The organism is Rhodobacter sp. Har01 (assembly GCF_020564565.1).
Classification (GTDB): Bacteria; Pseudomonadota; Alphaproteobacteria; order Rhodobacterales; family Rhodobacteraceae; genus Pseudogemmobacter.
Genome location: NZ_JAJCTD010000004.1, coordinates 402,266 through 427,836, shown reverse-complemented (window position 1 = coordinate 427,836; position 25,571 = coordinate 402,266). Strand labels below are relative to the sequence as shown.

Annotated in this window: 24 protein-coding genes; 13 read left to right on the top strand and 11 right to left on the bottom strand. The window is 69.2% G+C overall.

All coding sequences use genetic code 11. From position 1 onward, the window contains the following. Positions 1-202, top strand: a 202-nt coding sequence (locus LHP98_RS12870) for a hypothetical protein (protein WP_227252927.1), incomplete at its 5' end; no start/stop codon positions are given. Positions 203-509: 307 nt separating this feature from the next. Here LHP98_RS12870 and LHP98_RS12865 read toward each other — a convergent pair. Further along, the gene (locus tag LHP98_RS12865; RefSeq protein WP_227252926.1) at positions 510-1,598 is read right to left on the bottom strand and encodes a hypothetical protein; all 1,089 of its coding nucleotides are present in this window, start codon (positions 1,596-1,598) and stop codon (positions 510-512) included. Next, a complete protein-coding gene (trpS, locus tag LHP98_RS12860; RefSeq protein WP_227252925.1) occupies positions 1,598-2,626 on the bottom strand; it encodes a tryptophan--tRNA ligase in 1,029 nt (342 codons plus the stop codon). The genes LHP98_RS12865 and trpS overlap by 1 nt, the downstream gene beginning before the upstream one ends. Positions 2,627-2,728: 102 nt before the next feature. On the opposite strand from trpS, the gene LHP98_RS12855 reads away from it, so the two are divergent. Next, on the top strand, positions 2,729-3,415 hold the full coding sequence (locus LHP98_RS12855; RefSeq protein WP_227252952.1) for a rhomboid family intramembrane serine protease: 687 nt from the start codon (positions 2,729-2,731) through the stop codon (positions 3,413-3,415). Between the two features lie 3 nt (positions 3,416-3,418). On the opposite strand, the gene murJ is transcribed toward LHP98_RS12855, so the two are convergent. From murJ to LHP98_RS12840, 3 genes are read right to left on the bottom strand one after another with little or no spacing between them, the layout of a single operon-like run. Beyond that, the gene (murJ, locus tag LHP98_RS12850; protein WP_227252924.1) at positions 3,419-4,975 is read right to left on the bottom strand and encodes a murein biosynthesis integral membrane protein MurJ; all 1,557 of its coding nucleotides are present in this window, start codon (positions 4,973-4,975) and stop codon (positions 3,419-3,421) included. A gap of 9 nt (positions 4,976-4,984) precedes the next feature. Continuing rightward, a complete protein-coding gene (locus LHP98_RS12845; protein WP_413687709.1) occupies positions 4,985-7,828 on the bottom strand; it encodes a [protein-PII] uridylyltransferase in 2,844 nt (947 codons plus the stop codon). Further along, complete coding sequence (locus LHP98_RS12840) at positions 7,788-8,957, bottom strand: penicillin-binding protein activator (RefSeq protein WP_227252922.1); 1,170 nt, start codon at positions 8,955-8,957, stop codon at positions 7,788-7,790. Before LHP98_RS12840 ends, LHP98_RS12845 begins: the two co-directional genes overlap by 41 nt. A gap of 87 nt (positions 8,958-9,044) precedes the next feature. Between LHP98_RS12840 and rsmI the strand changes: the two genes are divergently transcribed. The 3 genes from rsmI to gshB all read left to right on the top strand — a co-directional run bounded on the left by rsmI (position 9,045) and on the right by gshB (position 11,354). Further along, a complete protein-coding gene (rsmI, locus tag LHP98_RS12835; RefSeq protein ID WP_227252921.1) occupies positions 9,045-9,920 on the top strand; it encodes a 16S rRNA (cytidine(1402)-2'-O)-methyltransferase in 876 nt (291 codons plus the stop codon). Between the two features lie 25 nt (positions 9,921-9,945). After that, on the top strand, positions 9,946-10,347 hold the full coding sequence (locus tag LHP98_RS12830) for a YraN family protein (RefSeq protein WP_227252920.1): 402 nt from the start codon (positions 9,946-9,948) through the stop codon (positions 10,345-10,347). A gap of 62 nt (positions 10,348-10,409) precedes the next feature. Beyond that, positions 10,410-11,354 (top strand): glutathione synthase, encoded by a 945-nt coding sequence (gene gshB / locus LHP98_RS12825; protein ID WP_227252919.1) that lies wholly within the window; start codon positions 10,410-10,412, stop codon positions 11,352-11,354. 67 nt (positions 11,355-11,421) lie between these two features. Here the strand turns inward: gshB and LHP98_RS12820 are convergent, their stop codons facing one another. From LHP98_RS12820 to cobU, 4 genes are all read right to left on the bottom strand, one after another. Next, positions 11,422-12,936 (bottom strand): YifB family Mg chelatase-like AAA ATPase, encoded by a 1,515-nt coding sequence (locus tag LHP98_RS12820; RefSeq protein WP_227252918.1) that lies wholly within the window; start codon positions 12,934-12,936, stop codon positions 11,422-11,424. A gap of 65 nt (positions 12,937-13,001) precedes the next feature. Continuing rightward, positions 13,002-13,886 (bottom strand): glutathione S-transferase, encoded by an 885-nt coding sequence (locus LHP98_RS12815; RefSeq protein WP_227252917.1) that lies wholly within the window; start codon positions 13,884-13,886, stop codon positions 13,002-13,004. Positions 13,887-13,962: 76 nt separating this feature from the next. Then, complete coding sequence (locus tag LHP98_RS12810) at positions 13,963-14,520, bottom strand: histidine phosphatase family protein (RefSeq protein WP_227252916.1); 558 nt, start codon at positions 14,518-14,520, stop codon at positions 13,963-13,965. Then, the gene (gene cobU, locus LHP98_RS12805; RefSeq protein ID WP_227252915.1) at positions 14,517-15,068 is read right to left on the bottom strand and encodes a bifunctional adenosylcobinamide kinase/adenosylcobinamide-phosphate guanylyltransferase; all 552 of its coding nucleotides are present in this window, start codon (positions 15,066-15,068) and stop codon (positions 14,517-14,519) included. Before cobU ends, LHP98_RS12810 begins: the two co-directional genes overlap by 4 nt. 69 nt (positions 15,069-15,137) lie before the next feature. Between cobU and LHP98_RS12800 the strand changes: the two genes are divergently transcribed. The 5 genes from LHP98_RS12800 (at position 15,138) to LHP98_RS12780 (ending at position 19,664) form a co-directional block, all read left to right on the top strand. After that, positions 15,138-16,016, top strand: coding sequence for an RNA polymerase factor sigma-32 (locus LHP98_RS12800; RefSeq protein ID WP_227252914.1), 879 nt, complete (start codon positions 15,138-15,140; stop codon positions 16,014-16,016). Then, on the top strand, positions 16,013-16,810 hold the full coding sequence (locus LHP98_RS12795) for a ChaN family lipoprotein (RefSeq protein ID WP_227252913.1): 798 nt from the start codon (positions 16,013-16,015) through the stop codon (positions 16,808-16,810). The genes LHP98_RS12800 and LHP98_RS12795 overlap by 4 nt, the downstream gene beginning before the upstream one ends. 147 nt (positions 16,811-16,957) lie before the next feature. Beyond that, a complete protein-coding gene (coaBC, locus tag LHP98_RS12790) occupies positions 16,958-18,151 on the top strand; it encodes a bifunctional phosphopantothenoylcysteine decarboxylase/phosphopantothenate--cysteine ligase CoaBC (protein ID WP_227252912.1) in 1,194 nt (397 codons plus the stop codon). Continuing rightward, positions 18,148-18,615: a dUTP diphosphatase gene (dut, locus tag LHP98_RS12785; protein ID WP_227252911.1), complete on the top strand. Its 468-nt coding sequence runs from the start codon at positions 18,148-18,150 to the stop codon at positions 18,613-18,615. The genes coaBC and dut overlap by 4 nt, the downstream gene beginning before the upstream one ends. Further along, positions 18,612-19,664, top strand: coding sequence for a HesA/MoeB/ThiF family protein (locus tag LHP98_RS12780; protein WP_227252910.1), 1,053 nt, complete (start codon positions 18,612-18,614; stop codon positions 19,662-19,664). The genes dut and LHP98_RS12780 overlap by 4 nt, the downstream gene beginning before the upstream one ends. 49 nt (positions 19,665-19,713) lie before the next feature. Here the strand turns inward: LHP98_RS12780 and LHP98_RS12775 are convergent, their stop codons facing one another. Beyond that, positions 19,714-20,511, bottom strand: coding sequence for a DODA-type extradiol aromatic ring-opening family dioxygenase (locus LHP98_RS12775; RefSeq protein ID WP_227252909.1), 798 nt, complete (start codon positions 20,509-20,511; stop codon positions 19,714-19,716). A 167-nt stretch (positions 20,512-20,678) separates the two neighbouring features. Here LHP98_RS12775 and LHP98_RS12770 point away from each other — a divergent pair, with 167 nt between their 5' ends. The 3 genes from LHP98_RS12770 to LHP98_RS12760 all read left to right on the top strand — a co-directional run bounded on the left by LHP98_RS12770 (position 20,679) and on the right by LHP98_RS12760 (position 24,433). Then, on the top strand, positions 20,679-21,467 hold the full coding sequence (locus LHP98_RS12770) for a transporter substrate-binding domain-containing protein (protein WP_227252908.1): 789 nt from the start codon (positions 20,679-20,681) through the stop codon (positions 21,465-21,467). 43 nt (positions 21,468-21,510) lie between these two features. Continuing rightward, positions 21,511-22,299 carry an amino acid ABC transporter permease gene (locus tag LHP98_RS12765; protein ID WP_227252907.1) on the top strand — a complete coding sequence of 263 codons (789 nt, stop codon included), beginning with the start codon at positions 21,511-21,513 and terminating at the stop codon, positions 22,297-22,299. 124 nt (positions 22,300-22,423) lie between these two features. Continuing rightward, entirely contained in the window at positions 22,424-24,433 is a 2,010-nt protein-coding gene (locus LHP98_RS12760; RefSeq protein ID WP_227252906.1) for a M3 family metallopeptidase, read from the top strand. 80 nt (positions 24,434-24,513) lie between these two features. On the opposite strand, the gene LHP98_RS12755 is transcribed toward LHP98_RS12760, so the two are convergent. After that, positions 24,514-25,527, bottom strand: coding sequence for a GlxA family transcriptional regulator (locus LHP98_RS12755; RefSeq protein WP_227252905.1), 1,014 nt, complete (start codon positions 25,525-25,527; stop codon positions 24,514-24,516). Positions 25,528-25,571: the final 44 nt, after the last annotated feature.

Here is a 25,571-nt window from a genome sequence, read left to right as displayed (position 1 = left end):
CTTCACGACCTGTTCGGCAGGCGCCTTCGTCGTCACGAGGTTCTTTCTCATCTCCACCTCCATGTGGGGTCAAGATGAGCCGCAAACCCTCCGCCACGCAATCACGCCAAACTGTTCCATGGGTGCTGATGCCGGACATGCCGCAGATAGACTCTCCATCTCGGAAACCGAGGCCCATCAACGTGCAGCGGCGCTGGTCTGAGCGGGGCTCAAGCGACACGGGGCCTGCCCACACTTTGGCGCCTGCTGCCAACTCTGGTGTCATTCTGTGCCAACTCCGGTGGCGAGCCACAGCCGGCAAATTGGCTCTGCCCGGTCAGCATCTTGCAAGGGGTGGCGCGAGGTCCGGGAAAAAGGGCGCCCCCGTGCGAGGGGGCACACGGGGGCGAAAGGGGGCGGGGGCCTTGGGGCCAGGGGCTGGCCCGGAGGCTGGGGAAGGGGACAGGCCCGCCCGCACGAGGCCGACCCTAGGGCGCAAAGGATTCAGCCGCATGACAGACTCGGCATTCTCAGCGCGAGGGTTGGCGCAGGGCGCGGCGCAGGCGCCGGGCGATCAGGCCCTGCAACGCCGATGCCAGCGCCATGCCGAGTGAGACCAGCAGCCCGACGATCCCGGCGACCAGCGCCAGGGCTTCGTCCGTCCAGCGCACGGCGGCTCGGAGGAACCGGGATTTCCCGAGCACCTCGATCATGCCCACGGACCGCGGACCCAGCACCTGGGCCGCATCCGCAAGGTGACGGGCATCGTCCGGCCCGTCGATGTAGCGCATCAGGTGCAGCGTGCGCGTGGTGTCCAGCGCGTGGTTGATCCGGCCCAGGTCCGAGGCGACAGCCGCCACCGGCGCCACGGCAGCGACGTTCAGCAGGCGCGCGGGGTCGGTCAGGCTGTCCCACTGCGCCGCCCGTTCCCAGCGGATGCCGCGCTGTGCCGCGTCGGCGATCAGGGCCATCAGGCGGGGGGACAGCAGCCGCATCTTGCGGGCCAGCTTCAGCAGCGAGGCGCCGGCCTTCAACGTCAGCGATGTGCCGCCGGTTGCCGCAAGGGCCAGGGTCGCGCCCAGCCCGATGGCCGAAAGCGCGAAGTCGATGCGGTCGACCTCAGTGCCAGAAGCTGCAGCGTAGCCCGCCCTGCCGATGCCGATCAGGTCACCGATCGGAGTCAGTGCGACAGGGGTATTGCAGATCAGCGCCAACTGGATGGTGCAGCGCGCCGCGTTCAGGGTGCAGACGACGCAGGCGCCCGCGGAATGCAAATAACCGTGGTCCTGATCCCAGGCGGCCTGTCGCGCGGCGATCAGGTCGGCTGGCAGGACGATGGCGCGGTCGGTGGCGATCTCTGTGACCGCGTCGATGGCGATCCAGTTGCGAGGCGTTTCGGCCAGCAGGGTTCGCAGCCGGTCGGCCACGAGGTCGGGCGTGGTTGTCCGGGCAAGCTGGCGGTCCAGCGCGGCGACGAATTCGTCTGCCGTGCGGTCGGCGAAGGGCTGGAGCAGCGGGTCGCGGATGATCCGCAGGGCGGACCAGCCGGCCAGCACCAGCGACGCGGCCAGAACGGCGGTCAGCGCCGCCCGCCCGATCCGCTGGCCCAAGCAGCGCATCACCCCCGGCGGCGCGAGCGGATCATGCCGGTGATCTGAAAGGTCCGCTCCAGGATCGGCTCGGCGATGGCGGCGGCGCGGTCGGCGCCCTGGCCAAGGATGCGGTCGATCTCGGCGGGGTCCTTCATCAGCCGGTTCATCTCGGTGGTGATGGGCGAGAGCTTGGCCACGGCAAGATCGGCCAGCTTGGGCTTGAAGGCGCCGAACTGCGCGCCGGCGAATTCCGCCACCACGGCGGCGGCAGGCTGGCCCGACAGGGCGGCGTAGATGTTGACCAGATTGCGCGCCTCGGGGCGGTCCTTCAGGCCTTCAAGATGCCCGGGCAGGGGTTCGGGGTCGGTCTTGGCCTTGCGGATCTTCTGGGCGATGGTGTCGGCGTCGTCGGTCAGGTTGATCCGGCTCTGGTCGCTGGGGTCGGACTTCGACATCTTCTTGGTGCCGTCGCGCAAGCTCATTACGCGTGTGGCGACGCCTTCGATCAGGGGTTCCACCACCGGGAAAAAATCGACGCCGAAGTCGTTGTTGAACTTGATCGCGATGTCGCGGGTCAGTTCCAGGTGCTGCTTCTGGTCTTCGCCCACCGGGACCATGGTGGCGTGGTAAAGCATGATGTCGGCGGCCATCAGCGAGGGATAGGCGAACAGGCCAAGGCTTTGCGCCTCGGCGTTCTTGCCGGCCTTGTCCTTCCATTGCGTCATCCGGCTCATCCAGCCCATGCGGGCGACGCAGTTGAAGATCCAGCCCAGCTCGGCGTGGCCCGAGACCTGGCTTTGGTTGAACAGGATCGAGCGCGCCGGGTCGATGCCGGCGGCGATGAAGGCGGCGGCCCCTTCGCGGGTCTGCTGGCGCAGCTTTTCGGGGTCTTGCCAGACGGTGATGGCGTGCATGTCGACAAGGCAGTAGATCGTCTCGATCCCCTCATCCTGCTTTTCGACGAAGCGTTTGAGCGCGCCCAGGTAATTGCCCAGCGTCAGGCCGCCCGAAGGCTGGATGCCCGAGAAGATGCGGGGGGCGAAGGTGGCGGTCATGGGGGCTCCGTCTGGAAAATCCGGCGGGTCGGGGGTAGACGATGGGGCAAGGGGCGTCAACGGCGCAAGGGCGCACACCCCCAAGGGAGATACGGCATGAACCTGCAGGACCGCAACGCCCCTCCGCTGAACCCGCTGCCGGTGGTGGTCTGGGTGATGGCACTGCCGATGATCGCGATGGAGTTGGTTCTGCAACTGGCCGACCGCGGGCTGGTGGGGGGGGCCGGGGGCATCGGCTGGCGGCTGCAGGCGGTCGAGCGGTTCGCCTATGTGCCCGACCTGATGCGGTATTTCTGGGAGACCGGGGTCTGGCCGCTGAACGGGCTGCACCGGCTGCTGAGTTATGCCTTCGTGCATCCGGATTTCACCGGGGCGCTGTTCGGGGTGGTCCTCTTGCTGGCGCTGGGCAAGATGGTGGGCGAGGTGTTCCGCTGGTGGGCGGTGCTGGCGGTGTTCTTCGGCGCCTGCATCGTGGGCGCACTGGTCTACACGGCGCTGTTGCCAGGCGAACGGGGGGTGCTGATCGGGGCGTTTCCGGGCAACTACGGGCTGATCGGGGCCTTCACCTTCCTGATCTGGGTGCGGCTGGCCGGCACTGGCACCAGCCAGTTCCGGGCGTTCACCCTGATCGGGATGCTGCTGGCGATCCAGCTGGTGTTCGGGCTGCTGTTCGGTGGCGGCTTCGGTTGGGTGGCCGAGCTGGCGGGGTTCGCGACCGGGTTCGTGCTGAGTTTCGTCGTCAGCCCGGGGGGCTGGAGCCGGGTGCGGGCGCGGCTGCGCGACCGGTAAGGATCAGGACTTGCCGTTGCGGTTGCGGCGCAGGACGGATTTCAGCTCCGGCAGGCTCATCGCGCCGAGGACGGCGGCGATGCCGAAGTAGGTGACGATGCCGGCCGAACAGAGGACCAGCAGGCCCAGCGACCGCGCGCCCGGTGCCGCCAGCCAGCCCGACATGACCTGCGCCAGGCCCCAGAGCACGGCCCCCATCACCGTCGAGGCCAGAACGATGCGCGGCAGGCGGTGGCGGAAGCGGTCGTCGAAACGCGCCGCGTCGCCCATCGCGCGGGACCCGCGCCAGAGTTGCCAGACCATGACCCAGGCCGCGGCAGAGGTGGCGATGGCAGCGGCAAGGAAGCCGATCAGCGGCATCAGGCCGATGGCGATGGCGGCATTCACCGCCATCGAGATCACCGCGTAATAGAACGGCCGGCGCGTGTCTTCGCGCGCATAGTAGAGCGGCTGCAGCACCTTGTGCAGCACGAAGGCCGGCAGGCCGGCGCCATAGGCGGCCAGCGCCATGGCGGTGTTCGCCGTGTCGGTCGCACCGAAGGCGCCGCGCTGGAACAGGACCGAGATCAGCGGATAGGCGATCACCACCAGGGCCACCGCGGCGGGCACGGTCAGCAGAAGCGCGAACTCGGTCCCGCGGTTGAAGGAATTGCGCGAGCCGGGGCCGTCGCCGGCGCGCAGGCGGCGGGAAAGGTCGGGCAGCAGCACCACGCCGATGGCGATGCCGACCACGCCGAGGGGCAGTTGATACAGCCGGTCGGCGTAGGACAGCCAGGCGATGGCGCCTTCGGTCGCGCTGGCGACCTGGCGGCCGACGATCAGGTTGATCTGCACCACGCCGCCGGCCAACACGGCGGGGGCGGCGATGATGGCCAGGCGCCTCAGGTCGGGCGTCAGCGTCGGCCAGCGGAACGGCAGCCGCAGGCCCATGCGGCGCACCGCGATCCAGGTGAAGAAGAGCTGCGCCACGCCGGACAGCGCCACCGACCAGGCCAGCGCGCGGCCCATGTCCCATTGCAGGCGGTGGGCGAGGATCATCCCCAGCACAAGCCCCGCGTTCAGCAGGATCGGCACGGCCGAGGTGGCCAGGAACCGGCCCATCGCGTTCAGCACACCCGACAGGAGCGCGGTCAACGAGATGAACAGGATGTAGGGAAAGGCGATGTTGCCCAGGGTGACCGCCAGGTCATAGCGTTGATCGCCCAGAAAGCCCGCTGCCATGGCCAGCACCAGCCAGGGCATCGCGGCCATGCCGATCAGGGTGAAGACGATCAGCACCCCCGCCATGCCCCAATAGGCATCGCGGGCGAAGGTCTCTGCGTCCTCATGCCCTTCCAGCTTTTTCGCGAACATTGGCACGAAGGCCATGTTGAAGGCGCCTTCGGCGAAGAAGCGGCGGAACATGTTGGGCAGCGATTGCGCCACCAGAAAGGCCTCGGCCACCGGGCCCGAGCCCAGGTAGTTGGCCATCAGGATGTCGCGCACAAAGCCCATGATCCGGCTGAGCAGCGTCCAGAAGCCGACGGTCAGAAAGCCGGTCAGCAGGCGGATCGGTTTCATGCCCCCGGCCTAGCCCTGCGCCCGCGCCCGTTCGGCGCCTTCGATGATGGCCTGGCGCAACTTCTTCTCCAGGGTTTCCTGCTTCAGCTTCTGGTGCAGTTTCAGGCCGAACATGTCTTTCACATAGAAGGTGTCCACCACCTGCGCCCCATAGGTGGCAATCACCGCCGAGACAATGGAGATGTTGGAACTGGCCAGCGTACGGGTCAGGTCATACAGCAGGCCGGGCCGGTCGCGGGTGTCGACCTCGATGATCGTGTAGATCTCGGACCCTTCGTTGTCGAACATGATGTGGGTGGGAAAGCGGAACTCGCGCTCGCGCTTCTTCACCTTGTCGCGGTCTTTCAGGGCGTCGCGGGCGATGACCTCGCCCTTCAGTGTCTTGTCGATCATCTGGGTCAGGCGCGGCAGGCGGGCGGCCTCGTAGGGCTTGCCCTCGGCATCCTGGACCCAGAAGACCGGCGTGGCGTAGCCGTCCTTGGAGGTGTAGGTGCGGGCGTCGCGGACGTTGGCCCCGACCAGCGCCAGCGCGCCGGCCAGCCGCGAGAAGATGCCGGGGTGGTCGGCCAGGGCAAAGCATGCCCGCGTCGCGTCGCGGTCGTCGTCGGGGTGCAGGTCGATGCGGATCTCGTCGGTGCCGATGCCGCGCAGCAGGCGGGCAAAGACGGCGTGGGTGTCGGTGGACAGGCCCTGCCAGTAGGGCGCGTAGTGGCGTGCCAGTTCATGCCGCAGATCTTTCGCGTCCCAGCCGGACAGCCGCTCGCGCAGGGCGCGCTTGGCCTCGTCTTCGCGGTTCTCTCGGTTCAGGGTTTCCAGCCCGCCTTCCAGCGCCTCGGCGGTCAGCTTGTGCAACTGCCGCAGCAGCATGGCCTTCCAGTTGTTCCAGGTGCCCGGGCCGACGCCGCGGATGTCGCAGACGGTAAGGACGGTCAAGAGGTCCAGCCGCTTGCGGGTCTTCACCGCCTTGGCGAAGTCGCGCACGGTGCGCGGGTCGCCCAGGTCGCGCTTTTGCGCCATGTCCGACATCAGCAGGTGATAGCGCACCAGCCATTCGACGGTTTCGCTTTCCTCCTCGGTCAGCCCCAGGCGCGGGCAGACCCGGCGGGCGATCTGGGCGCCGAGGATCGAGTGATCCTCGGGGCGGCCCTTGCCGATGTCGTGCAACAGAAGCGCGATGTAGAGGACGCGGCGGTTCACCCCTGCCTTGAGGATCGAGGACGACAGCGGCAGGTCTTCGACCAGTTCGCCGCGTTCGATCTGCGCGAGGATGCTGATGGTCTGGATGATGTGTTCGTCAACCGTGTAGTGGTGGTAGACGTTGAACTGCATCATCGCGACGATGGGTTCGAATTCGGGGATGAAGGCGGCCAGCACGCCGATCTCGTTCATCCGCCGCAGCGGGCGTTCCGGGTTGCCGTGTTTCAACAGCGTGTCCAGGAAGATGCGCGCGGCCTCGGGGTTCTCGCGCAGGTCGTCGTCGATGCGCCAGAGGTTGGTGGACAGCAGGCGCAGCACGTTCGGGTGGACAAGATAACCGGTGCGCAGGCCTTCCTCGAACACCCGCAGCAGGTTCAGCTTGTCCTTGAGGAAATCCTTGGGGTCTTTGAGGTCAAGCCGGCCCTGAACCAGAGTGTAGCCGGATTTCACCCGTTTGGTGCGCTTGAAGATGCCGAAGAGGCTGGCCTCGCGTTTGGCGTGGCGGGCTTCCAGTTCGGCCAGGAAGACGCGGGTCAGTTCGCCGACGCGGGTGGCGTGGCGGAAGTAGTCCTGCATGAAGATTTCAACCGCGCGGCGGCCGCCCTGGTCGGCATAGCCCATGCGGGTGGCGACTTCGGGTTGCAGGTCGAAGGTCAGCGTGTCGGTGGCCCGCCCGGTAACCAGGTGCAGGTGGCAGCGGACGGCCCAGAGGAAATCCTCGGCCCGGGTGAAGGTGGCGAATTCCTCGGCCGAGAACAGGCCGGCGGCGACCAGGCCCTCGGCGGTGGGGCTGCGGTGCAGATACTTGCCGATCCAGTACAGGGTCTGCAGGTCGCGCAGGCCGCCCTTGCCTTCCTTGACGTTCGGTTCCAGCACATAGCGCTGGCCGCCCTGGCGGCGGTGGCGTTCGGCCCGCTCGACCAGCTTGGCCTCGATGAACTGCGGGCCGGTGGTGCGGAACAGCTCGCCCCACAGCCGGTCGGCCAGATCGGTGGCGAGGGGGTCGTAGCCGGCGATGAAGCGGTGTTCCAGAAGCGCGGTGCGGATGGTGATGTCGTCGCGCGCCAGGCGGATGCAGTCGGCGACGGTGCGGCTGGAATGGCCGACCTTCAGCTTGAGGTCCCACAGGATGTAGAGCAGCGACTCGATCACCGATTCCGCCCAGGGGGTGATCTTCCACGGCGTCAGGAACAGCAGATCGACGTCGGAGTGTGGTGCCATCTCGGCGCGGCCATAGCCGCCGACGGCGAGGATGGCGATGCGCTCGGCCTCGGTCGGGTTGTGCAAGGGGTGCAACGCCTGGGCCACGGCGAAGGCGGTGGTGACCAGACCGTCGGTCAGGTGGGCCTGGGCGGTGACCATCGCGCGCGCCTCAAGCGGGTGGGCCGCAAAGGCCGTGGCGAGGCGGGCGTTGGCAGCAGCGCGGGCCGTCGTCAGGTGGCGCACGGCGATGCCGCGCGCGGCGCGCGGCTCGATCGGTTCGGCGCCGTGCACCTCGGCCAGGATCGCCGCAGCCAGCGCGTGCGGGTCGACGATCTCGGTGGCGGGCACCAGAAGGGGCCGCCCGGCGAGCGGCCCCTGGTGGAGGGCTGGCCGGGTCGGCGCCCGGGAGGCGTCAGAAGCCGGCGCCGGCGAAACTGCGGGGAGCGGGGTCAATCACCACGACCTGGTTGTTGCGGATTTCGGCAATGGCAAGACCGCGTTCGTTGGTGCCGTCGGCGCGGAAGCGGAAGATGCCCGAGACCCCGGCGAAGCCGGACCCTTGCGTCAGCGAGCCCGGCGAGAAGTCGCGCCCCTGGCGGGCCAGCGCGCCGATGGCGGCGATGCCGTCATAGGCCAGCCCCGCAATCGGATGCGGCGCGGCACCGTAGGCCGACTGGTAACGGCTTTGGAACTGGGCATAAAGGCCGGGATCGGGCAGCGCGAACCAGCCGCCCTGCACCCCGGGCAGGCCCAGCGTCTGGGCCGGAATGTCCCAGCGGGTCAGCCCGATGAACTTGGTGGCGCCGGTGTCAAGCCCGTTGTCCGCCAGCAGCTGGCTGAGCAGCGGCAGCGCCCCGGCGGTGTCTGCGGTCAGGAACATCGCGGTGGCGCCCTTGGCCTTGGCGGTCTGCACGATGCCCGGGGCGGCCCCGGACACGCCGCTTTGCGAGAATTCGTAGGACGAGACCGCCACCACCGAGCCGCCCGCCGCGGCCACGCCGCGCTGGATTGCGTCGCGGCCCAACTCGCCCGCGGTGTTGCGGTCGTGGACGATCATCACCTGGCCCTTGCCGGCCCGCACCGCATGGGAGGCCAGCCGCCGGGCGGTGTTGTCGAAGGTCGGGCCCAGCACGAAGACATTGCCGCCGGCGATGGCCGGGTTGTTCGAGAAAGCCAGGACCGACAGCCCGCGCGCGGCCATCGCCACGCCGACCGCATTGGCTTCCTCGGCGAAAACCGGGCCAAGGATGACCTGGGCGCCCTCGTCAGCGGCCTGCTGGGCCGCGGCGACGGCCTGGCCGGGCTGGCCTCCGGTCGGGTAGACGCGCAGGTCGATTCCCACCCCGGAAAGGTCGGCCACCGCCAGCCGGGCGGCGTTCTCAAGGCTGCTTGCCAGCACGGCGTCGCTGGACTGGCCCGAGCCGCCCGGCACCAGAAGCGCGACCTGGACGTTGCCCGGCCCGCCCTGCTGCGCCCCGGACAACGGCCCGCCACCCGGAACGCAGGCCGCGACGAGCAGGCCGAGGAAGACAAGAAACAGGCGGCCCAAGGACTTGCGGGCCCGAAGCATTGCGGACAACATGAAAACGTCCTTTGGCAGAGAAGGCGCAGCGACAGTGGTCACGTTAGTTGTTTCCCAATGCGAAGTAAACTTGCCGGGACGTGGCCGATGAACGGTGCGGCCGATGCCCGCCCGGTTTCCGGCACGATCCCGCCGGGGCTGCATCTGGTGGCGACGCCGATCGGCGCCGCCCGCGACATCACGCTGCGGGCGCTGGACGTGCTGGCCGGCGCCGACGTGCTGATGGCCGAAGACACGCGCACCCTGCGGCACCTGATGGAAATCCATGGCCTCGCGGTGGGAAAGCGCCCGCTGATCGCTTGCCACGACCACAACGAGGCCGAAGCGGCCGAGCGGATGCTGGCGGCGCTGCAGGCGGGCAAGTCGGTCGCCTATGCCTCGGAGGCCGGCACGCCGCTGATCTCGGACCCGGGTTTCACGCTGGTCCGCTCGGCGGTCTCGGCCGGGCAGCCGGTGCATGCGGTGCCCGGTGCCTCGGCGGTGCTGGCGGCGCTGACCCTGTCGGGCCTGCCGACCGACCGCTTCCTGTTCGCAGGCTTTGTGCCGACGGCGGCGGGGGATCGGGCAAGATACCTGGCCGACCTGGCGACGGTGCCGGCAACCCTGGTGGTCTACGAATCGCCCCGGCGGGTGGCGCGCACCCTGGCGGAAATGGCGCGGGTGTTCGGTCCTGACCGGCCTGCGGCGCTGTGCCGGGAACTGACGAAACGCCATGAAGAAATTCGGAGGGGCAGGCTTCTCAACCTGGCCGAGGAATTGCAAGGCGCTGAACCGAAAGGCGAAATCGTCCTGGTGATCGCACGGGCGCCCGACCGCGCGGCGACCGCCGACGAGGTGAGGGCGGCGCTGACCAACGCCCTGAAAACCATGAGCGTTAAGGAAGCAGTAGCCGAAGTGGCGCATCATCTGGGGGTGCCACGCAAGGACGCCTACCGGATGGCGCTCGATCTGGCCGAACGATAGCCTCTGCCGCCCCAAGGTTGGACCGATGCCCTTCGATTTCGTCTGCGAAAGCCCCGAACGCCAGCGCCGCGCCGACCGCGGACTGCGGGCGCATCTGTCCGGACAAGCGGCCGAAGATGCCGTGGCGCGGCACTATGCAGCGCGCGGACTGGCGGTCGCCGCGCGCCGCTGGCGCGGGGCCTCGGGCGAAGTCGACCTGGTGGTCCGGGACGGAGCGACGGTGGTTTTCGTCGAAGTCAAATCCGCGGCGACCCACGCCATCGCGGCAGAGTATTTCACCCGCACCCAGCATGAGCGAATCGTCCGGACCGTGGCCGATTTCATCGACGGCGAACCCCTGGGGCAGCAGACCGATGTTCGCATCGACCTGGCCCTGGTCGACCGGGGCGGGCGCATCGAGATCACTGAGAATCTCTGGCTCGACTGAGGCGGTTTGCATCCGGCTGCGTCCTGCGCCAAGAAGGGGCGGTGCCGAAACCGGAGTATGCGATGCCGCTCAACGTCGCCCTGCAGATGGACCCGATCGGGTCAGTCAACATCGACGCCGATTCGACGTTTCGAATTGGTCTTGAAGCGCAGGCGCGGGGGCATCGCCTGTTCTATTACACGCCCGACCGGCTGGCCTTTGTCGAGGGTCGGGTGGTGGCGCGGGGCTGGGACATCGAGCTGCGGCGCGAAGCCGGCAACCATGTCAGTTTCGGCCCCGAGCGCGAGGTGGACCTGGCCGGGATGGACGTGGTCTGGCTGCGGCAGGACCCGCCGTTCGACATGGGCTACATCACCACGACGCATCTGCTGGAGATGATCCATCCGCAGACGCTGGTGGTGAACGATCCGTTCTGGGTGCGCAATTCGCCCGAGAAGCTCCTGGTGCTGCGCTTTCCCGATCTGACCCCGCCGACCGCCATTGCCCGCGACCTGGCCACCATCCGGGCGTTCAAGGCGCGGCATGGCGACATCATCCTGAAGCCGCTTTACGGCAATGGCGGCGCCGGCGTGTTCCGGCTCGACCCGAACGACCGCAACCTTTCGGCCCTGCACGAGTTGTTCACCTCGATGAGCCGCGAGCCCTTGATCGTGCAGAAGTTCCTGCCGGCGGTGGAAAACGGCGACAAGCGGGTGATCCTGGTCGATGGTGAGCCGGTGGGCGCGATCAACCGGGTGCCGCAGGCCGGCGAGACGCGGTCGAACATGCATGCCGGCGGGCGGCCCGAGAAGGTGGGGCTGACCGAGCGGGACCGCGAAATCTGCGCCGCCATCGGCCCGGTGTTGCGGGAAAAGGGCCAGGTTTTCGTCGGCATCGACGTGATCGGCGACTGGCTGACCGAGATCAACGTGACCTCGCCGACCGGCATCCAGGAGCTGGAGCGGTTCGACGGCACCAACACGGCCGCGCGGATCTGGCAGGTGATCGAGGCGAAGCGGGCGCGCTAGAGCCGCGCTTTCGGGGAGCGGTTCGGGGCGCGGCGCCGGGGCTTGGCCATGGTGGGCGGCCTGCAGGTCAGGATTTCGGCCCCAGGGTCAGGCGATAGCTGATCGCTTCGGCGATGTGGGGTTGGCGCACCGTCGCTGACCCGTCGAGATCGGCGATGGTGCGGGCAACGCGGAGAACCCGGTGGTAGCCGCGGGCGGTGAGGCCCATGCGTTCGGCAACCCGGGTCAGCAGCGCCCGGCCTTCGGCGTCGGGGGAGGCGGTCTGCTCAAGCAGCGCGCCTTCCATGTCGGCATTGACGCGCAGATTGGGGTGGTCCTGGAAGCGCGCCTGCTGGACGGCGCGGGCTTGCGCCACGCGGGCGGCGACGGTGGCGGAGGTGTCGCCCGAGGCCGGCAGGTCGAGGTCGGTGTAGGCGACGGGGGGCACCTCGATGCGCAGATCGAACCGGTCCATCAGCGGGCCCGAGATGCGGCCGAGGTAGTCTTCGCCGCAGATCGGCGCGCGACCGCAGGCGCGGGCGGGATCGGTCAGGTAGCCGCATTTGCACGGGTTGGCGGCAGCGACCAGCAGGAAGCGGCAGGGGTAGTGGATGTGGGCATTGGCGCGGGCGACCATGACCTCGCCGGTTTCGAGGGGTTGGCGAAGCGTCTCCAGCACGGTCCGGGGGAATTCGGGGAACTCGTCCAGGAACAGCACGCCGTTGTGGGCCAGGCTGATCTCGCCGGGTTTCGCGCCCCGGCCGCCGCCGACGATGGCGGCCATCGAGGCGGTGTGGTGGGGTTCGCGGAACGGACGCTGCCGGGAAATGCCGCCTTCGCTGAGCAGGCCCGACAGCGAGTGGATCATCGAGGTTTCCAGCGCTTCGGCGGGTGACAGCGGCGGCAGCAGTCCAGGCAGTCGGGCGGCCAGCATCGACTTGCCCGAGCCAGGCGGGCCGACAAGAAACAGGTGGTGGCGGCCGGCGGCGGCGATCTCGAGCGCGCGCTTGGCGCGTTCCTGGCCCTTGACCTCGCGCAGGTCGCGGCCCGGCGGCGGGGCCGCGACTTCGCCGGCTTCGGCGGCATGCAGCGGCTGCTGGCCGGTGTAGTGGCGAACCACCTCGTCCAGCGAGCCGGCGGCGAGCACCTCGGTGGCGCCCACCCAGGCGGCCTCGGCCCCGCAGGCGCGAGGGCACAGCAGGCCGCGATCCGCTTCCGCGGCGGCCATCGCGGCGGGAAGAGCGCCCAGGACCGGCATCAGGCGGCCGTCGAGGGACAGTTCGCCAAGGGCGACCGTGTGCTCGATCTCGTCCCTGGGGATGATGTCCAGTGCCGCCAGCAGCGATAATGCGATGGGCAGGTCGAAGTGGCTGCCTTCCTTGGGCATGTCCGCCGGAGACAGGTTGACGGTGATGCGCCGGTTCGGCAGCGCGATCGTCAGCGCCTGAAGGGCGGCGCGGACGCGTTCCTTGGCCTCTGAGACGGCCTTGTCGGGCAAACCGACAAGGTTGAAGGCGGCGCTGCCGGCCGAGACGGCGCATTGCACCTCGACGATGCGCGCTTCGACCCCCTCGAAGGCCACCGTATAGGCCCGTGCCACCATGTCTGCCTCGCTTAACCTTGGTTAACCGATAGCGTGCAAATGGTTAGGGAAAGGTAAACGCGGGCCTATCCGGTCTGCTCGCCCCGGACCAGGGCCATGAAAGCGGGCCAGGCCTCGGGGTCGGCCACGGTCTTGTCACGGCAGAAGGCGTTGCAAAAGCCGAAGCGCCGGCCGGACAGTTCCAGCACATGGGTCACCGGCTTGCCGGAATAGGGGCAGGCGGCGTTTTCTGCGGCGGTGCCTTCGACGGGCGTTGCGGGCAGCGGCACCGGGCCGGGCCAGGCGCGGCGGGGGTAGTCGCGGCGGTAGAAGTCCTGGTCGGGGCCATCGACCAGGCCCATCGCGCGCCAGCGGCGGAACGACGGCTGGGCGAGGTGGGCGGCGACGTAGGCCATGGCCATCGGCCCGACCGGCAGGTTGTAGCCGGCGACCCGCGCCGCCACCGGGGCGAAGAATACGTCGGCGGCGGAATAGGCGCCGCAGAGCCAGGGGGTTTGCGACCCGGTCGCCTGCCGCGCCCAGGCCCAGACGGTTTCCAGCCGGGCAAGGTCGGCCAGCACCTCGGGCGGTGGTGCGCAGTCGGTGTAGCTGACGCGCAGGTTCATCGGGCAATGGTTGCGCAGCGCGGTGAAACCGGCGTGCATCTCGGCGGACAGCGCGCGCGCCACGGCGCGGTGCTCTGGGTCGGCGGGCCAGAGCCTGGCCTGCGGATGGCGCGAGGCCAGCTCCTCGGCGATGGCCAGGGATTCGGGCACCACGGTCCCGGCCGGGGTGCGCATGGTGGGGGCGGTGCGGGCCGGGGGGAACTGCTTGAGAAGGTTGGGCAGTTCGTCGGTGTACAGCCGCGCCTGCACGGTTTGCACCGGTATGCCGAAGGCATCGAACAGCAGCCAGCCGCGCAGGGACCAGCTGGAATAGCCGCGGTCGCCGATCACGAGGGTATAGGTCATGGTTCCGTCCTTTGAGGCACCGGCAGGGTAGGCGGCGGCAGGGCAAGGGAAAAGCGCGGAATGCTGAACGGTGGCATCACGGGCGATGATTGATCGCCATGGCACGCGGGGCGGGGCCAAGGTCAAGGCAGGTGACCGAAAGCGGCTCGATCCGGTGGGTGAAGGCGGCGGCGGGGGTCAGGCCTTCGGCCAATTGCAGGGCGGCGAGGATGGGGCCGAAATGGGCGACGACGATCACCTCGGGGTGCGCGGCCAGCCGGTCGATGGCGGCGGTGACGCGGGCGGTCAGCGCGTTCCAGCTTTCGCCGCCGGGGGGGCAGGTGTCGCCCGGATCGTCCCAGAAGGCGCGGGCGCGGGCCTGATCCTCGACCTCGTCCCAGCGGCGCAGTTCCCATCGGCCAAAGTTCAGCTCGCGCCAGTCGCGGTCATGCGGCAGGCGGCGACGGGGGGACAGGGCATCGGCGGTGGTGACAGCGCGGGTCAGGTCGGAGGAGACGACGGGCGCGTCGGCCGGAAGGTGGGCGTTCAGCCGGGCCAGCGCGTCGGTATCCGACAGGTCGGCGGGCAGGTCGGACCAGCCGACCATGCCGGTCGCATGCGTCGGCCCGTGGCGGACCAGCCAGAGCCGGGTCACGGCAAGCGGCCCTTCAGCGCCAGCGGCAGGCCCGCGATCACCGCCACCACAAGGCCCGCCTCTGCCGCCAGCCGCTGGCTCAGCCGGCCCTGTTCGTCACGGAAGGCGCGGGCAAGGGCATTTTCGGGAACGATTCCCCAGCCGACTTCGTTGGAGACGACAATGACCTTGCCGCGGCAGGCGGCGAGGCTGGAGAAAAGCATGTCGGCCTGGGCCTGCAGGTCGTGGCCGGCGAGCATGTGGTTGGTCAGCCAGAGCGTTACACAGTCGATCAGGGTCACGCTGTCGGCGGCCGCGGCGGCCAGCGCGGGACACAGGTCAAGCGGGGCCTCGACGGTTTCCCAGCCCGTGCCGCGGTCGTCGCGGTGGCGGGCGATGCGTTGGGCCATCTCGGCATCGAAGGCCTGGGCGGTGGCAAGGTAGCGGCGGGGCAGGCCCGAGGCGCGGGCGAGGCCTTCGGCAAAGCGGGATTTGCCGGACCGCGCGCCTCCGGTGACCAGGGTCAGGGGTGGCAGCGGGAATTGCGGGGACTTGGGTGATCCGGTCACAGGGGCCTTGCGTAAAAAGCCTGGAGACGTCGGCAGAAGTGCCGCGCAGGCACCAGGGTGGGGGTTGTCATGGCGCTAGACGGATATAGCGATTTTCGGTTGCCGCGCCAAGCGATGCGGGCCGAACTGCTGGATGCGGAGACCGAGCTTCGGCTGGCCCGGGCCTGGCGTGACCACCGCGACGAGCGCGCGCTGCACCGGCTGATCACGGCCTATATGCGGCTGGCGGTCAGCATGGCGGCGAAGTTCCGCCGCTACGGCGCGCCGATGAACGACCTGATCCAGGAGGCCAGCCTTGGCCTGATGAAGGCGGCCGACAAGTTCGACCCCGAGCGGGGCGTACGGTTTTCGACCTATGCCGTGTGGTGGATCAAGGCCAGCATCCAGGATTATGTGATGCGCAACTGGTCGCTGGTGCGGACCGGCTCGACCAGCAGCCAGAAGGCGCTGTTCTTCAACCTCAAGCGCGTGCAGGCCAAGCTTGAGCGCGAGGCCGCCGAGCGGGGCGAGGCGCTGGACCAGTTGCGCCTGCGCCAGATGGTGGCCGCGGAAATCGGCGTGCCGGTGGGCGATGTGGAAATGATGGAGGGCCGGCTGTCGGGGTCCGACTTCTCTTTGAACGCGGTGCAGTCGGCGGACGAGGATGGCCGCGAATGGATCGAGGCGCTGGAGGACGAGGGCCCGCAGGCGGAAGAGCAGGTCGAGGCCTCGCACGATGGGGCGCAGCTGAGGGTCTGGATGAGCCGGGCGATGGAGGGGCTGAACCAGCGCGAACGCTTCATCGTGGCCGAGCGCAAGTTGAAGGATGAGCCGCGGACGCTGGAATCGCTGGGCGAGGAACTGGGGCTGTCGAAAGAACGGGTGCGGCAGCTGGAGGCCGCTGCCTTCGTCAAGCTGCGGCGCAGCCTTGAAGCGCAGTCGCGCGAGGTGCAACACTTCTTCGCATGAGGTTCATCGCATTCCTGGTTGCCCTTGCGGCCGCGTCGGCCGCGTCGGCCGCGCCTGCGCAAGTCATCCCGCCAGCCGGAGTTCAGGTCTACGTGCTGGGAGAGGTGCACGACAATGCCGCCCACCATGCCGAGCAGGCCCGTCTGGTGGCGGATCTTGCGCCGCAGGCGGTGGTCTGGGAAATGCTGACCCCGGCGCAACTGCTGGCCGCGGTGGGCGTGGACCGGGCAGATGCCGGCGCCCTGGCCGAGGCGCTGGGCTGGCAAGCATCGGGCTGGCCGGATTTCGCGATGTATCATCCGATCGTCCTGGCGGCAGGAGGGGCTGAAATGATCGGCGCGGCGGTGCCGAAGGACAGGCTTTCCCGCGCGGTGAAGGAAGGGGCTGCCGCGGTGGTCGGGCCAGAGGCAGCGGCGCTCTGGGCCCTGGGCCCCCTGCCGCCCGAGGACCAGGCCACGCGCGAGGCCGAGCAACAGGAGGCGCATTGCAGCGCGCTGCCGGCCACGCTGTTGCCGGGCATGGTCGAGGCGCAACGGTTGCGTGACCAGGCGATGGCGGCGGCCGCGGTGGCGGCGGTCGAGCGGGGCCTGACCCCGGTGGTGGTGATCACCGGCACAGGGCACGCGCGCAAGGATCAGGGCATCCCGGCGCTGATCGCCGCGGCCGCGCCCGGCGTGACGGTCTGGGCGCTGGGCCAGGTCGAGGCGGACCCCGGCCCGGACGCCCCTTTTGACGCGGTGAACCTGACCGCCCCGGCCCCGCGCGAAGACCCCTGTCTGGCGTTCCAGGGCTGAGGGTCAAGCAAGGAACCGATTTCCGAAGTCGGAAATCGTGGACGGAATTCGACTTCGAATTCCGCGCCCAGGCCCGGCGTCCCGCGCAGGCGGTTGAGTTTGCGCGCGCCGGGTCCTAACGTCCGGGCAGCAAGGCAGGGACGGATCATGCTGGCAGGCAAGCGTATTCTTCTGATCGTCGGCGGCGGCATCGCGGCCTACAAGGCGCTGGAACTGGTGCGGCTGCTGAAGAAGGCCGGAGCGACGGTGTCTCCGGTGCTGACGCGGGCCGGGGGGGAGTTCGTGACGCCCTTGTCGCTGACGGCGCTGGCGGGCGAGAAGCTGCACCAGGACCTGTTCGACCTGGGCGATGAGGCCGAGATGGGCCACATCCAGCTGTCCCGCGCGGCGGACCTTGTGGTGGTGGCGCCCGCTACCGCGGACCTGATGGCCAAGATGGCATCGGGGCGGGCGGATGACCTCGCCTCGACCCTGCTTTTGGCCACCGACAAGCGGGTGCTGCTGGCGCCGGCGATGAACGTGCGGATGTGGACGCATCCGGCGACGCAGCGCAACCTGGCCACCCTGCGCGGCGACGGCGTGCTGACGGTGGGCCCGGACGAGGGCGAGATGGCCTGCGGCGAATACGGGCCGGGCCGGATGGCGGAACCCGGGGCGATCTTCGCCGCCATCGAGGCCGCCTTGGGCGGCGGGCCGCTGGCGGGGCGGCATGTGCTGGTGACATCCGGGCCGACGCATGAGCCGATCGACCCGGTGCGCTACATCGCCAACCGATCCTCGGGCGCGCAGGGTACGGCGTTGGCGGCGGCGCTGCGCGATCTGGGCGCACGGGTGACCTTCGTCACCGGGCCGGCCGTCGTGCCCGCGCCCGCGGGGGTGGCGGTGGTCCGGGTCGAGACGGCGGCCGAGATGCTGGCGGCGGTGCTGGCCACGCTTCCGGCGGATGCGGCGGTGATGGCGGCGGCGGTGGCCGACTGGCGGGTGGCCAACACCGCCGGGCAGAAGATGAAGAAGGACGGCTCGGGGCGCGCGCCGGCGCTGGAGTTCGCCGAGAACCCGGACATTCTGGCGACAGTCGCAAAGGGTGCGCCGCGGCCCCGGCTGGTGGTGGGCTTTGCCGCCGAGACGACGGATGTGCTGGCCCATGCCAAGGCCAAGCGGCTGCGCAAGGGCTGCGACTGGATGGTGGCGAATGACGTCTCTCCCGGCACCGGCATCATGGGTGGGACCGAGAACGCGGTGACGCTGATCACCGAGGCGGGCGCCGAGACCTGGCCGCGGATGACCAAGGACGCGGTGGCGCGCCAGCTGGCCGCAAGGATCGCCGAGGCGCTGGCATGACCCCGGTGGTGCAGGTACTGTGGGAGGACTGGGCTGACCGCAGCCTGCCCTTGCCCGCCTATCAGACGGCGGGCGCGGCGGGCGCCGATCTGTGCGCCAACTTCCCCGAGGCCGAGCGTGCCACAGGCCTGACCTTGGCGCCGATGCAGCGGGCGATCTGCCCGACCGGGCTGCGGGTGGCGATTCCGGACGGGTACGAGATGCAAATCCGCCCGCGCTCGGGGCTGGCCACCCGGCATGGCATCACCCTGCCGAACACACCGGGCACCATCGACGCCGACTATCGCGGCCCGTTGGGCGTTGCGCTGGTCAACCTTGGCGCGGTCCCCTACACCATCCGCCATGGCGACCGGATCGCGCAGGCGGTGGTGGCGCCGGTGGTGCAGGTGCTGTTCGGGGTGGTCGACCGGCTGGAGGCCACGGCGCGGGGTGAAGGCGGCTTCGGCTCGACCGGGACGCGATGATCGGGCTTTTCGGCTTTGCTGCGCTCTGGGGCGCGGGGCGATGGCTGCGCTGGCGGCCCTGGGCGGTCTGGGCCCTGGCGGCGCTGTGGTGGCTGGCGATCATGGCCGTGCATCTGCCGATGGTCGCCAGCGACACGCTGATCGACGCGGTGGGTGGGACCTTCGATGGCTGGCTTGTCTTCGGCCTGCTGGGCGCGCTGGTGGCGCTCTACCGGCTGGGGTTTTCCGCCCTGAAGGCGCGGGCCAGGCCCTTGGCCGCGTCGGCCCCGGCCGCAGCGGTGCCGGCGCCCGGGGCCAGCTTCGGCCCGGCGGAACTGGACCGCTACGCCCGCCACATCCTTCTGCGTGAGATCGGCGGGCCGGGGCAAAAGCGGTTGAAGGCGGCGAAGGTGCTGGTGGTGGGGGCTGGGGGCCTGGGGTCTCCGGCGCTGCTCTACCTGGCGGCGGCGGGGGTGGGAAGGATCGGGGTGATCGACCCGGACACGGTGGAAGGTTCGAACCTGCAGCGGCAGATCATCCATGCCGATGAGCGGATCGGAATGCCCAAGGTGTTCTCGGCCGAGGCCGCGATGAAGGCGCTGAACCCCTTCGTCGAGGTTCGGCCCTATCACCGGCGGTTCCAGGATGACATCGCCGAGGCGTTGGTGGCCGAGTATGACCTGGTGCTGGATGGCACCGACAATTTCGGCACCCGCTACCTGGTGAACCGCACCTGCGCGAAGCTGGCCAAGCCGCTGGTCGCCGGGGCGATCACCCAGTGGGAAGGGCAGCTTTCGGTCTGGGATCCTGCCCGCGGCGCGCCCTGCTACGAATGCGTGTTTCCAGTGCGGCCGGCGCCCGGCATGGTGCCGACCTGCGCCGAGGCCGGCGTGGCAGCACCCCTGCCGGGAATCATCGGCACGATGATGGCGATGGAGGCGGTGAAGCTGATCACCGGCGCGGGCGAGCCGCTGCGCGGCCGGCTGATGATCCACGACGCGCTATACGCCGAGACGCGGGTGATCGGGGTGCAAAAGCGGCCAGGTTGCCCGGTCTGCGGCGAAAGCTGACCGCGAAAGTCGCGCGCCGGTTTCGATTTTTCGTCGAAAAATCGGTCTCTTAACCTATCCGGTAGCTCGAGGCGGTGACGCCGCCGAAAAGGTCCTTGTCGTGATAGACCATGCGCGCCGCTTCGCCTTCGGCGGCGCCGAGGGCGGCGAAGAGCGGGACGAAGTGGTCCTCCTGGGCGTGGCAGGTGCGGGCGTAGGGGGCCCGTTCCCAGTGGGTCAGGCGGTCGGTGCGTTCGGCCGGGGCGGCGGCCATGGTCTCGGCCAGCCAGGCGTCGAAGGCTTCGGAGGGCACCTTGGCCCCCGGGCCGAACAGGCGCAGGTTGTGGTAGGACAGGCCCGAGCCGACGATCAGCACGGCTTCGTCGCGCAAGGGCGCCAGCGCGCGGCCGAGGGCAAAGTGCTCTACCGGGCTGTAGCCGTGGCGCAGGGAAATCTGGAACACCGGCATGCTGGCGTCGGGATACATGACATAGGCGGGCACGAAGGTGCCGTGGTCAAAGCCCTGTTTGTCATCCAGCCGCACCGGCAGGCCGGCGGCGGCGATCAGCTCGGCCGCGCGGCGCGCCAGGGCGGGGGCGCCCGGGGCGGGGTACTTGATCTGGAAGGTTTCGGGCGGGAACCCCGAATAGTCGTAGACCATCGGCGGCTGCGCGCCGGACATCACGGCGAAGCTGTCATCCTCCCAGTGCCCCGAAATCATCAGGATCGCCTTGGGCCGTTCGGGCAGGTCGCGCACCATCTGCACGAAGCTGGCCTCGAGATTTGCGAACATCGCGCGCCAGTCGGGCATCCAGGGCCAGGGGCCGCCGCCATGGCTGATGAAGTAGGTGGGCATGCGAGGGCTCATCGGTCTCTCCGGGGTGCGCGGGATGCGTCCAAGATGGCGCTGCAATGGGTTCGGTGCAATTCCGCGCCCGCGTTGGGGTTTGGTGCGCGGGCGCACAGGTGCGGCCTTGCTTGCAACGCGGCGGACCCATGCTCATAGTGCGACAAAACCAACCGGGAGCCTGACCCATGAAACTGACCGCCATGCTTGGCGCCGCCGCGCTGACCTTTCTGCCGCTTTCCGCCCTGGCCCAGGGCCTGCCCGACCTGGGCGGCAAGGAGGTGGTCGTCGTCACCGAGAACGCCTATCCGCCGCTGCAGTTCATGGACAGTTCCGGCGCGGCGGTGGGCTGGGAATACGACGCCATGGCGGAAATCGCCAAGCGTCTGAACATGGTGGTGAAATACGAGAACTCATCCTGGGATGCGATGATCCCCTCGGTGTCGGAAGGCCAGTACGACATCGGCATGACCGGCATCACCATCAAGGACGACCGCAAGGAGAAGGTCGATTTCAGCGATCCCTACATGCGGTCCGAGATGCTGATGATCGTGCGCGGGGACGAGGCCCGCTTCACCGACGCGGCGTCCTTTGCGGCCATTCCCGAACTCTTGGTCTCGGCCCAGCCCGGCACCTCGCCGTTCTACGCGGCAGTCTACGAGATTCTGGACGGCAACGAGGAAAATCCCCGCATCATCAAGTTCGAGACCTTCGGCGCCGGGCTTGAGGCGCTGAAGGCGGGCGACGTGGACCTGACGCTGTCGGATTCGACGGCAGCGAACGGCTATGTTGCGGCCTCGGAGGGCGGGCTGAAGATCATCGGCGCGCCGCTGGCGAGCGAGGATTTCGGCTTCATCTTCCCGAAAGGCAGCGAGTTGGTGGCCCCGGTCAACGCGGCGATTGCGGCGATGAAGGCCGACGGCACCCTGGATGCGCTGAACCAGAAGTGGTTCGTCGAGTACAAGATGGGGCAGTGAAAGGGTCTGGCCCCGGGGTGACCTGACCCCCCGGGGCCGCTGCATGGCGCCACAGAACACGCCCGAGAAGGACTTTCCCTGGTGGCTGGTGATCCTTGCGGTCACCGGCCTTTACCTGTTCTGGCAGGTCGCCTCGGACGAGGTCTACCGGGCCTCGCTGAAGGCGCTGTCCAAGGGCATCTGGATCACCGTGGGCGTGTCAGTGGTGGCCTATGTCGGCGCCTGCCTGATGGGGCTGGGGCTGGCGATGATGGGGCTGTCACGGCACATGGTGCTGCGCCAGGCGGCGCGGCTCTACATCGAGGTGATGCGCGGCGTGCCGATCCTGGTGTTGCTGTTGTACGTGGCCTTCGCGCTGGTACCGGCAGTGATCGCGGCGGTGAACTGGGTGTTCGGAGAGGACGCCTGGCGCACCCGCGACGTGCCCTTGCTGTGGCGGGCGGTGCTGGCGCTGATGCTGGCCTATTCGGCCTTTCTGGCCGAGATCTTCCGGGCCGGCCTGCAGGCGGTGGACAAGGGCCAGGTCGAGGCGGCGATGTCCCTGGGCCTGAACGGCTGGCAACGCTTCCGGCTGGTGCGGTTCCCGCAGGCGTTCCGGCTGATCCTGCCGCCTCTGGGCAACGACTTCGTGGCCATGGTCAAGGACAGCTCGCTGGTGGCGGTGCTGGGGATTTCCGACGTGGCGCAGTTGGCCAAGGTCACCGCGACGGGCAACTTCCGCTATTTCGAGACGTACAACGTGGCGGCGCTGATTTACCTGACCATGACCATCGGGCTGAGCCTGGTGTTGCGCCGGTTCGAGGCGCGGATGCGGTCGCGCGGGCGAGACTGACGGCGAAGGCCGGGGGTTTCACACCCCCGGACCCCCGTGGAGTATTTCAAAAAGGGCAATTGCCGCAGGCGGGGTAGACCTTGCCGGCTGGGGTGCCTAGCTTGCGCTCAAAGGAGACTGCACGATGAACGTATTGCTTCAGACCTGGGACACGCCCTTCGGCCTGCCGCCCTTTGCAAAGGTCCGCGATGAGGATTTCGCCCCGGCTTTCGATGAGGCGCTGGCGCGCGCGCGGGTGGCGATCGGGGCGATTGCCGAGGGGCCGGGGACGGGGTTCGCCGAGGTGATCGAGGCTCTGGAACTGGCCGAGGCGGATTTGGACCGGGTGGCGGGGGTGTTCTACAACCTCGCCGGAGCGGATTCGAACGACGCGCGCGAGGCGCTGCAGCGGGAGCTGGCGCCGAAGATGAGCGCGTTTTCCTCGGAGGTGACGAACAACAAGGCGCTGTTTGCGAAGATTGAGGCGCTGTGGCAGGGCCGCGAGGGCCTTGGTCTGGGGGCCGAGGCGCTGCGGGTGCTGGAGCTGTATCGGCGGATGTTCGTCCGCTCGGGCGCGGCGTTGGAGGGGGCGGCGGCCGAACGGCTGACCGCGGTGAAGGCGCGGCTGGCGGTGCTGGGGACGCAGTTTTCGCAGAACCTGCTGGCCGAGGAGCGGGGCTGGTTCATGGAGCTGGCCGAGGCCGACCTGGAGGGTTTGCCCGGCTTCGTGGTGGATACGGCGCAGGCGGCCGGGGCCGAGCGCGGTCTGGGGCCGGTGGTGACGCTGAACCGCAGTCTGATCGTGCCGTTCCTGCAATTCTCGCCCCGCCGGGGGCTGCGGCAGCGGGCCTATGAGGCCTGGGTGGGGCGCGGGGCCAACGGCGGCGAGACCGACAACCGCGGGATCGCGGCGGAAACCCTGGCCTTGCGGGCGGAGCGGGCGGCGCTGCTGGGCTATCCGGATTTCGCCGCCTACAAGCTGGAACCCGAGATGGCCAAGACCTCGGACGCCGTGCGCGATTTGTTGATGCGGGTCTGGCAGCCGGCGCGGGCGAAGGCGCTGGCGGATGCAACGGTGCTGGAGGCGATGCTGCAGGCGGACGGGCTGACGGGGCCGCTGGAGGCCTGGGACTGGCGCTACTATTCCGAAAAGCGCCGCCGCGCCGAGCACGACCTGGATGAGGCGGCGTTGAAGCCGTATCTCTCGCTCGACGCCATGCTGGGGGCGATGTTCGACTGCGCCAACCGCCTGTTCGGGCTGGAGTTCCGCGAGATCGACGGGCCGTTCTACCACCCCGACGTGCGCGGGTGGGAGGTGACGCGCCGCGGTGCCCATCGGGCGGTGTTCCTGGGCGACTACTTCGCCCGCGGCTCCAAGCGCTCGGGCGCCTGGTGTTCGGCGATGCGCAGTCAGCGCAAGCTGGGCGGCGAGGTGCGGCCCATCGTGGTGAACGTCTGCAACTTCGCCAAGGGTGACCCGTGCCTCTTGTCCTATGACGACGCGCGCACGCTGTTTCATGAATTCGGCCACGCGCTGCACCAGATGCTGTCCGACGTGACCTATGGCTTCATCAGCGGCACCTCGGTTGCGCGCGATTTCGTGGAACTGCCGAGCCAGCTTTACGAGCACTGGCTGGAGGTGCCCGCCGTGCTGCAGGCCCATGCGCGGCACCATGAGACCGGCGAGGCGATGCCCGCCGAGATGCTGGAGCGTCTGCTGGCGGCGGCGACCTACGACCAGGGCTTTGCCACGGTGGAATTCGTGGCAAGCGCGCTGGTGGACCTGGAGTTCCACACCGGCGCGCCGCCGGCCGATCCGATGCAGAAACAGGCCGAGGTGCTGGAGGGCCTGGGGATGCCGCGGGCGATCCGGATGCGCCATGCCACCCCGCATTTCGCGCATGTGTTCAGCGGCGACGGCTATTCGGCGGGCTACTACAGCTACATGTGGTCCGAGGTGATGGACGCCGACGCCTTCGCGGCCTTCGAGGAGGCGGGCGATCCCTTCGACGCAGAGACGGCGGCGAGGCTGGAACGCTTCATCCTGTCCGCAGGGGGCAGCGAAGAGGCCGAAGCCCTGTATCTGAAATTCCGCGGCCGGATGCCGGGCGTAGAGGCGCTGCTGAAAGGCCGTGGGCTGCTCGACGCCGCGTAAGGGGGCGCTGCCCCCTCGGCCTGCGGCCTCACCCCCGGGATATTCGGGGACAGATGAAAGGGCACAGGTTTCTTTCCGTTTCATCTGTCTGAAAATATCCCACGGGGGTGCGGGGGTGTGAAACCCCCGCTTTCCGGTTTCCGCAGGGTGCCGGGCGGTTGGCCGTAGGCGCGGCGGAAGGCGCGGCTCAGGGTGGCGGGGCTGGAGAAGCCGGTGCGCAGGGCGACCTCGGCCAGCGGGTGGCGGGTGTCGGTCAGCATGCGCCGCGCGGCCTGCAGGCGCAGCGACAGGGCGTGCGCCCCGGGGGTGGTGCCGAAGGCGGCTCGGAACAGGGTTTCCAGGCGGCGGGCGGACAGGCCGACGGAAGCGGCGGTCTCGGCCACCGGCTCGGGCGCGTCGATCCGGGCCTCCATCCGCTGCACGGCACGGGCAACGCGGGGGTCGAGGGCCGGGTCGGGCGCCGGGGCGGTCTGCGGCTCGGCGCCGGGGCGGGGGGTGGTGAGAAAGCTGAGCGCCACCTGCCGGGCCAGCGCCGGCCCGTGACGCGCGGCGATCAGCGCCAGCATGAAATCCTGTGCCGGAGCGGCGCCGCCGATGGTCGCGCGGTTGCGGTCGATCACGAAGCGGTCGGGCACCACGTCGATCTCGGGGTGGACGGCGGCGAGGTCCTCGAGGTCTTCCCAATGCACCGTGGCGCGGTGGCCGTCCAGCAACCCGGCCCGCGCCAGCACCCAGGGCCCGGCGTCGATGCCGCCCACCAGGGCGAAGCGTGGCGCGATGCGGCGCAGGTCGCGGATCAGGAGGCGCGTCGCCACCAGATCCAGCCGGTAGCCCGCCACCACGATCAGCGCCTCGGCGCCGATGGCTGCGGCCAGCGGCCCCGACGCAGGCAGCGACAGCCCGCAAGTCAAGGGCGCGGGCTGGCCGTCCGGGGTGACGACGCGCCAGCGGAACGCTTCGTGCCCCAGTTGCCGGTTGGCGTTGCGCAGGGGGTCCAGCGCCGAGGCGACCTCGAGGATCGAAGACTGCGGCAGCACCAGCAGCGCAATGGTCAGCGGCGCCCTTGCCGGGACGAAGATTGCGTTTTCCGACATGCGGATTTCGTAATCCGCAACACATGCGCTGTCCAGCCCGCTAA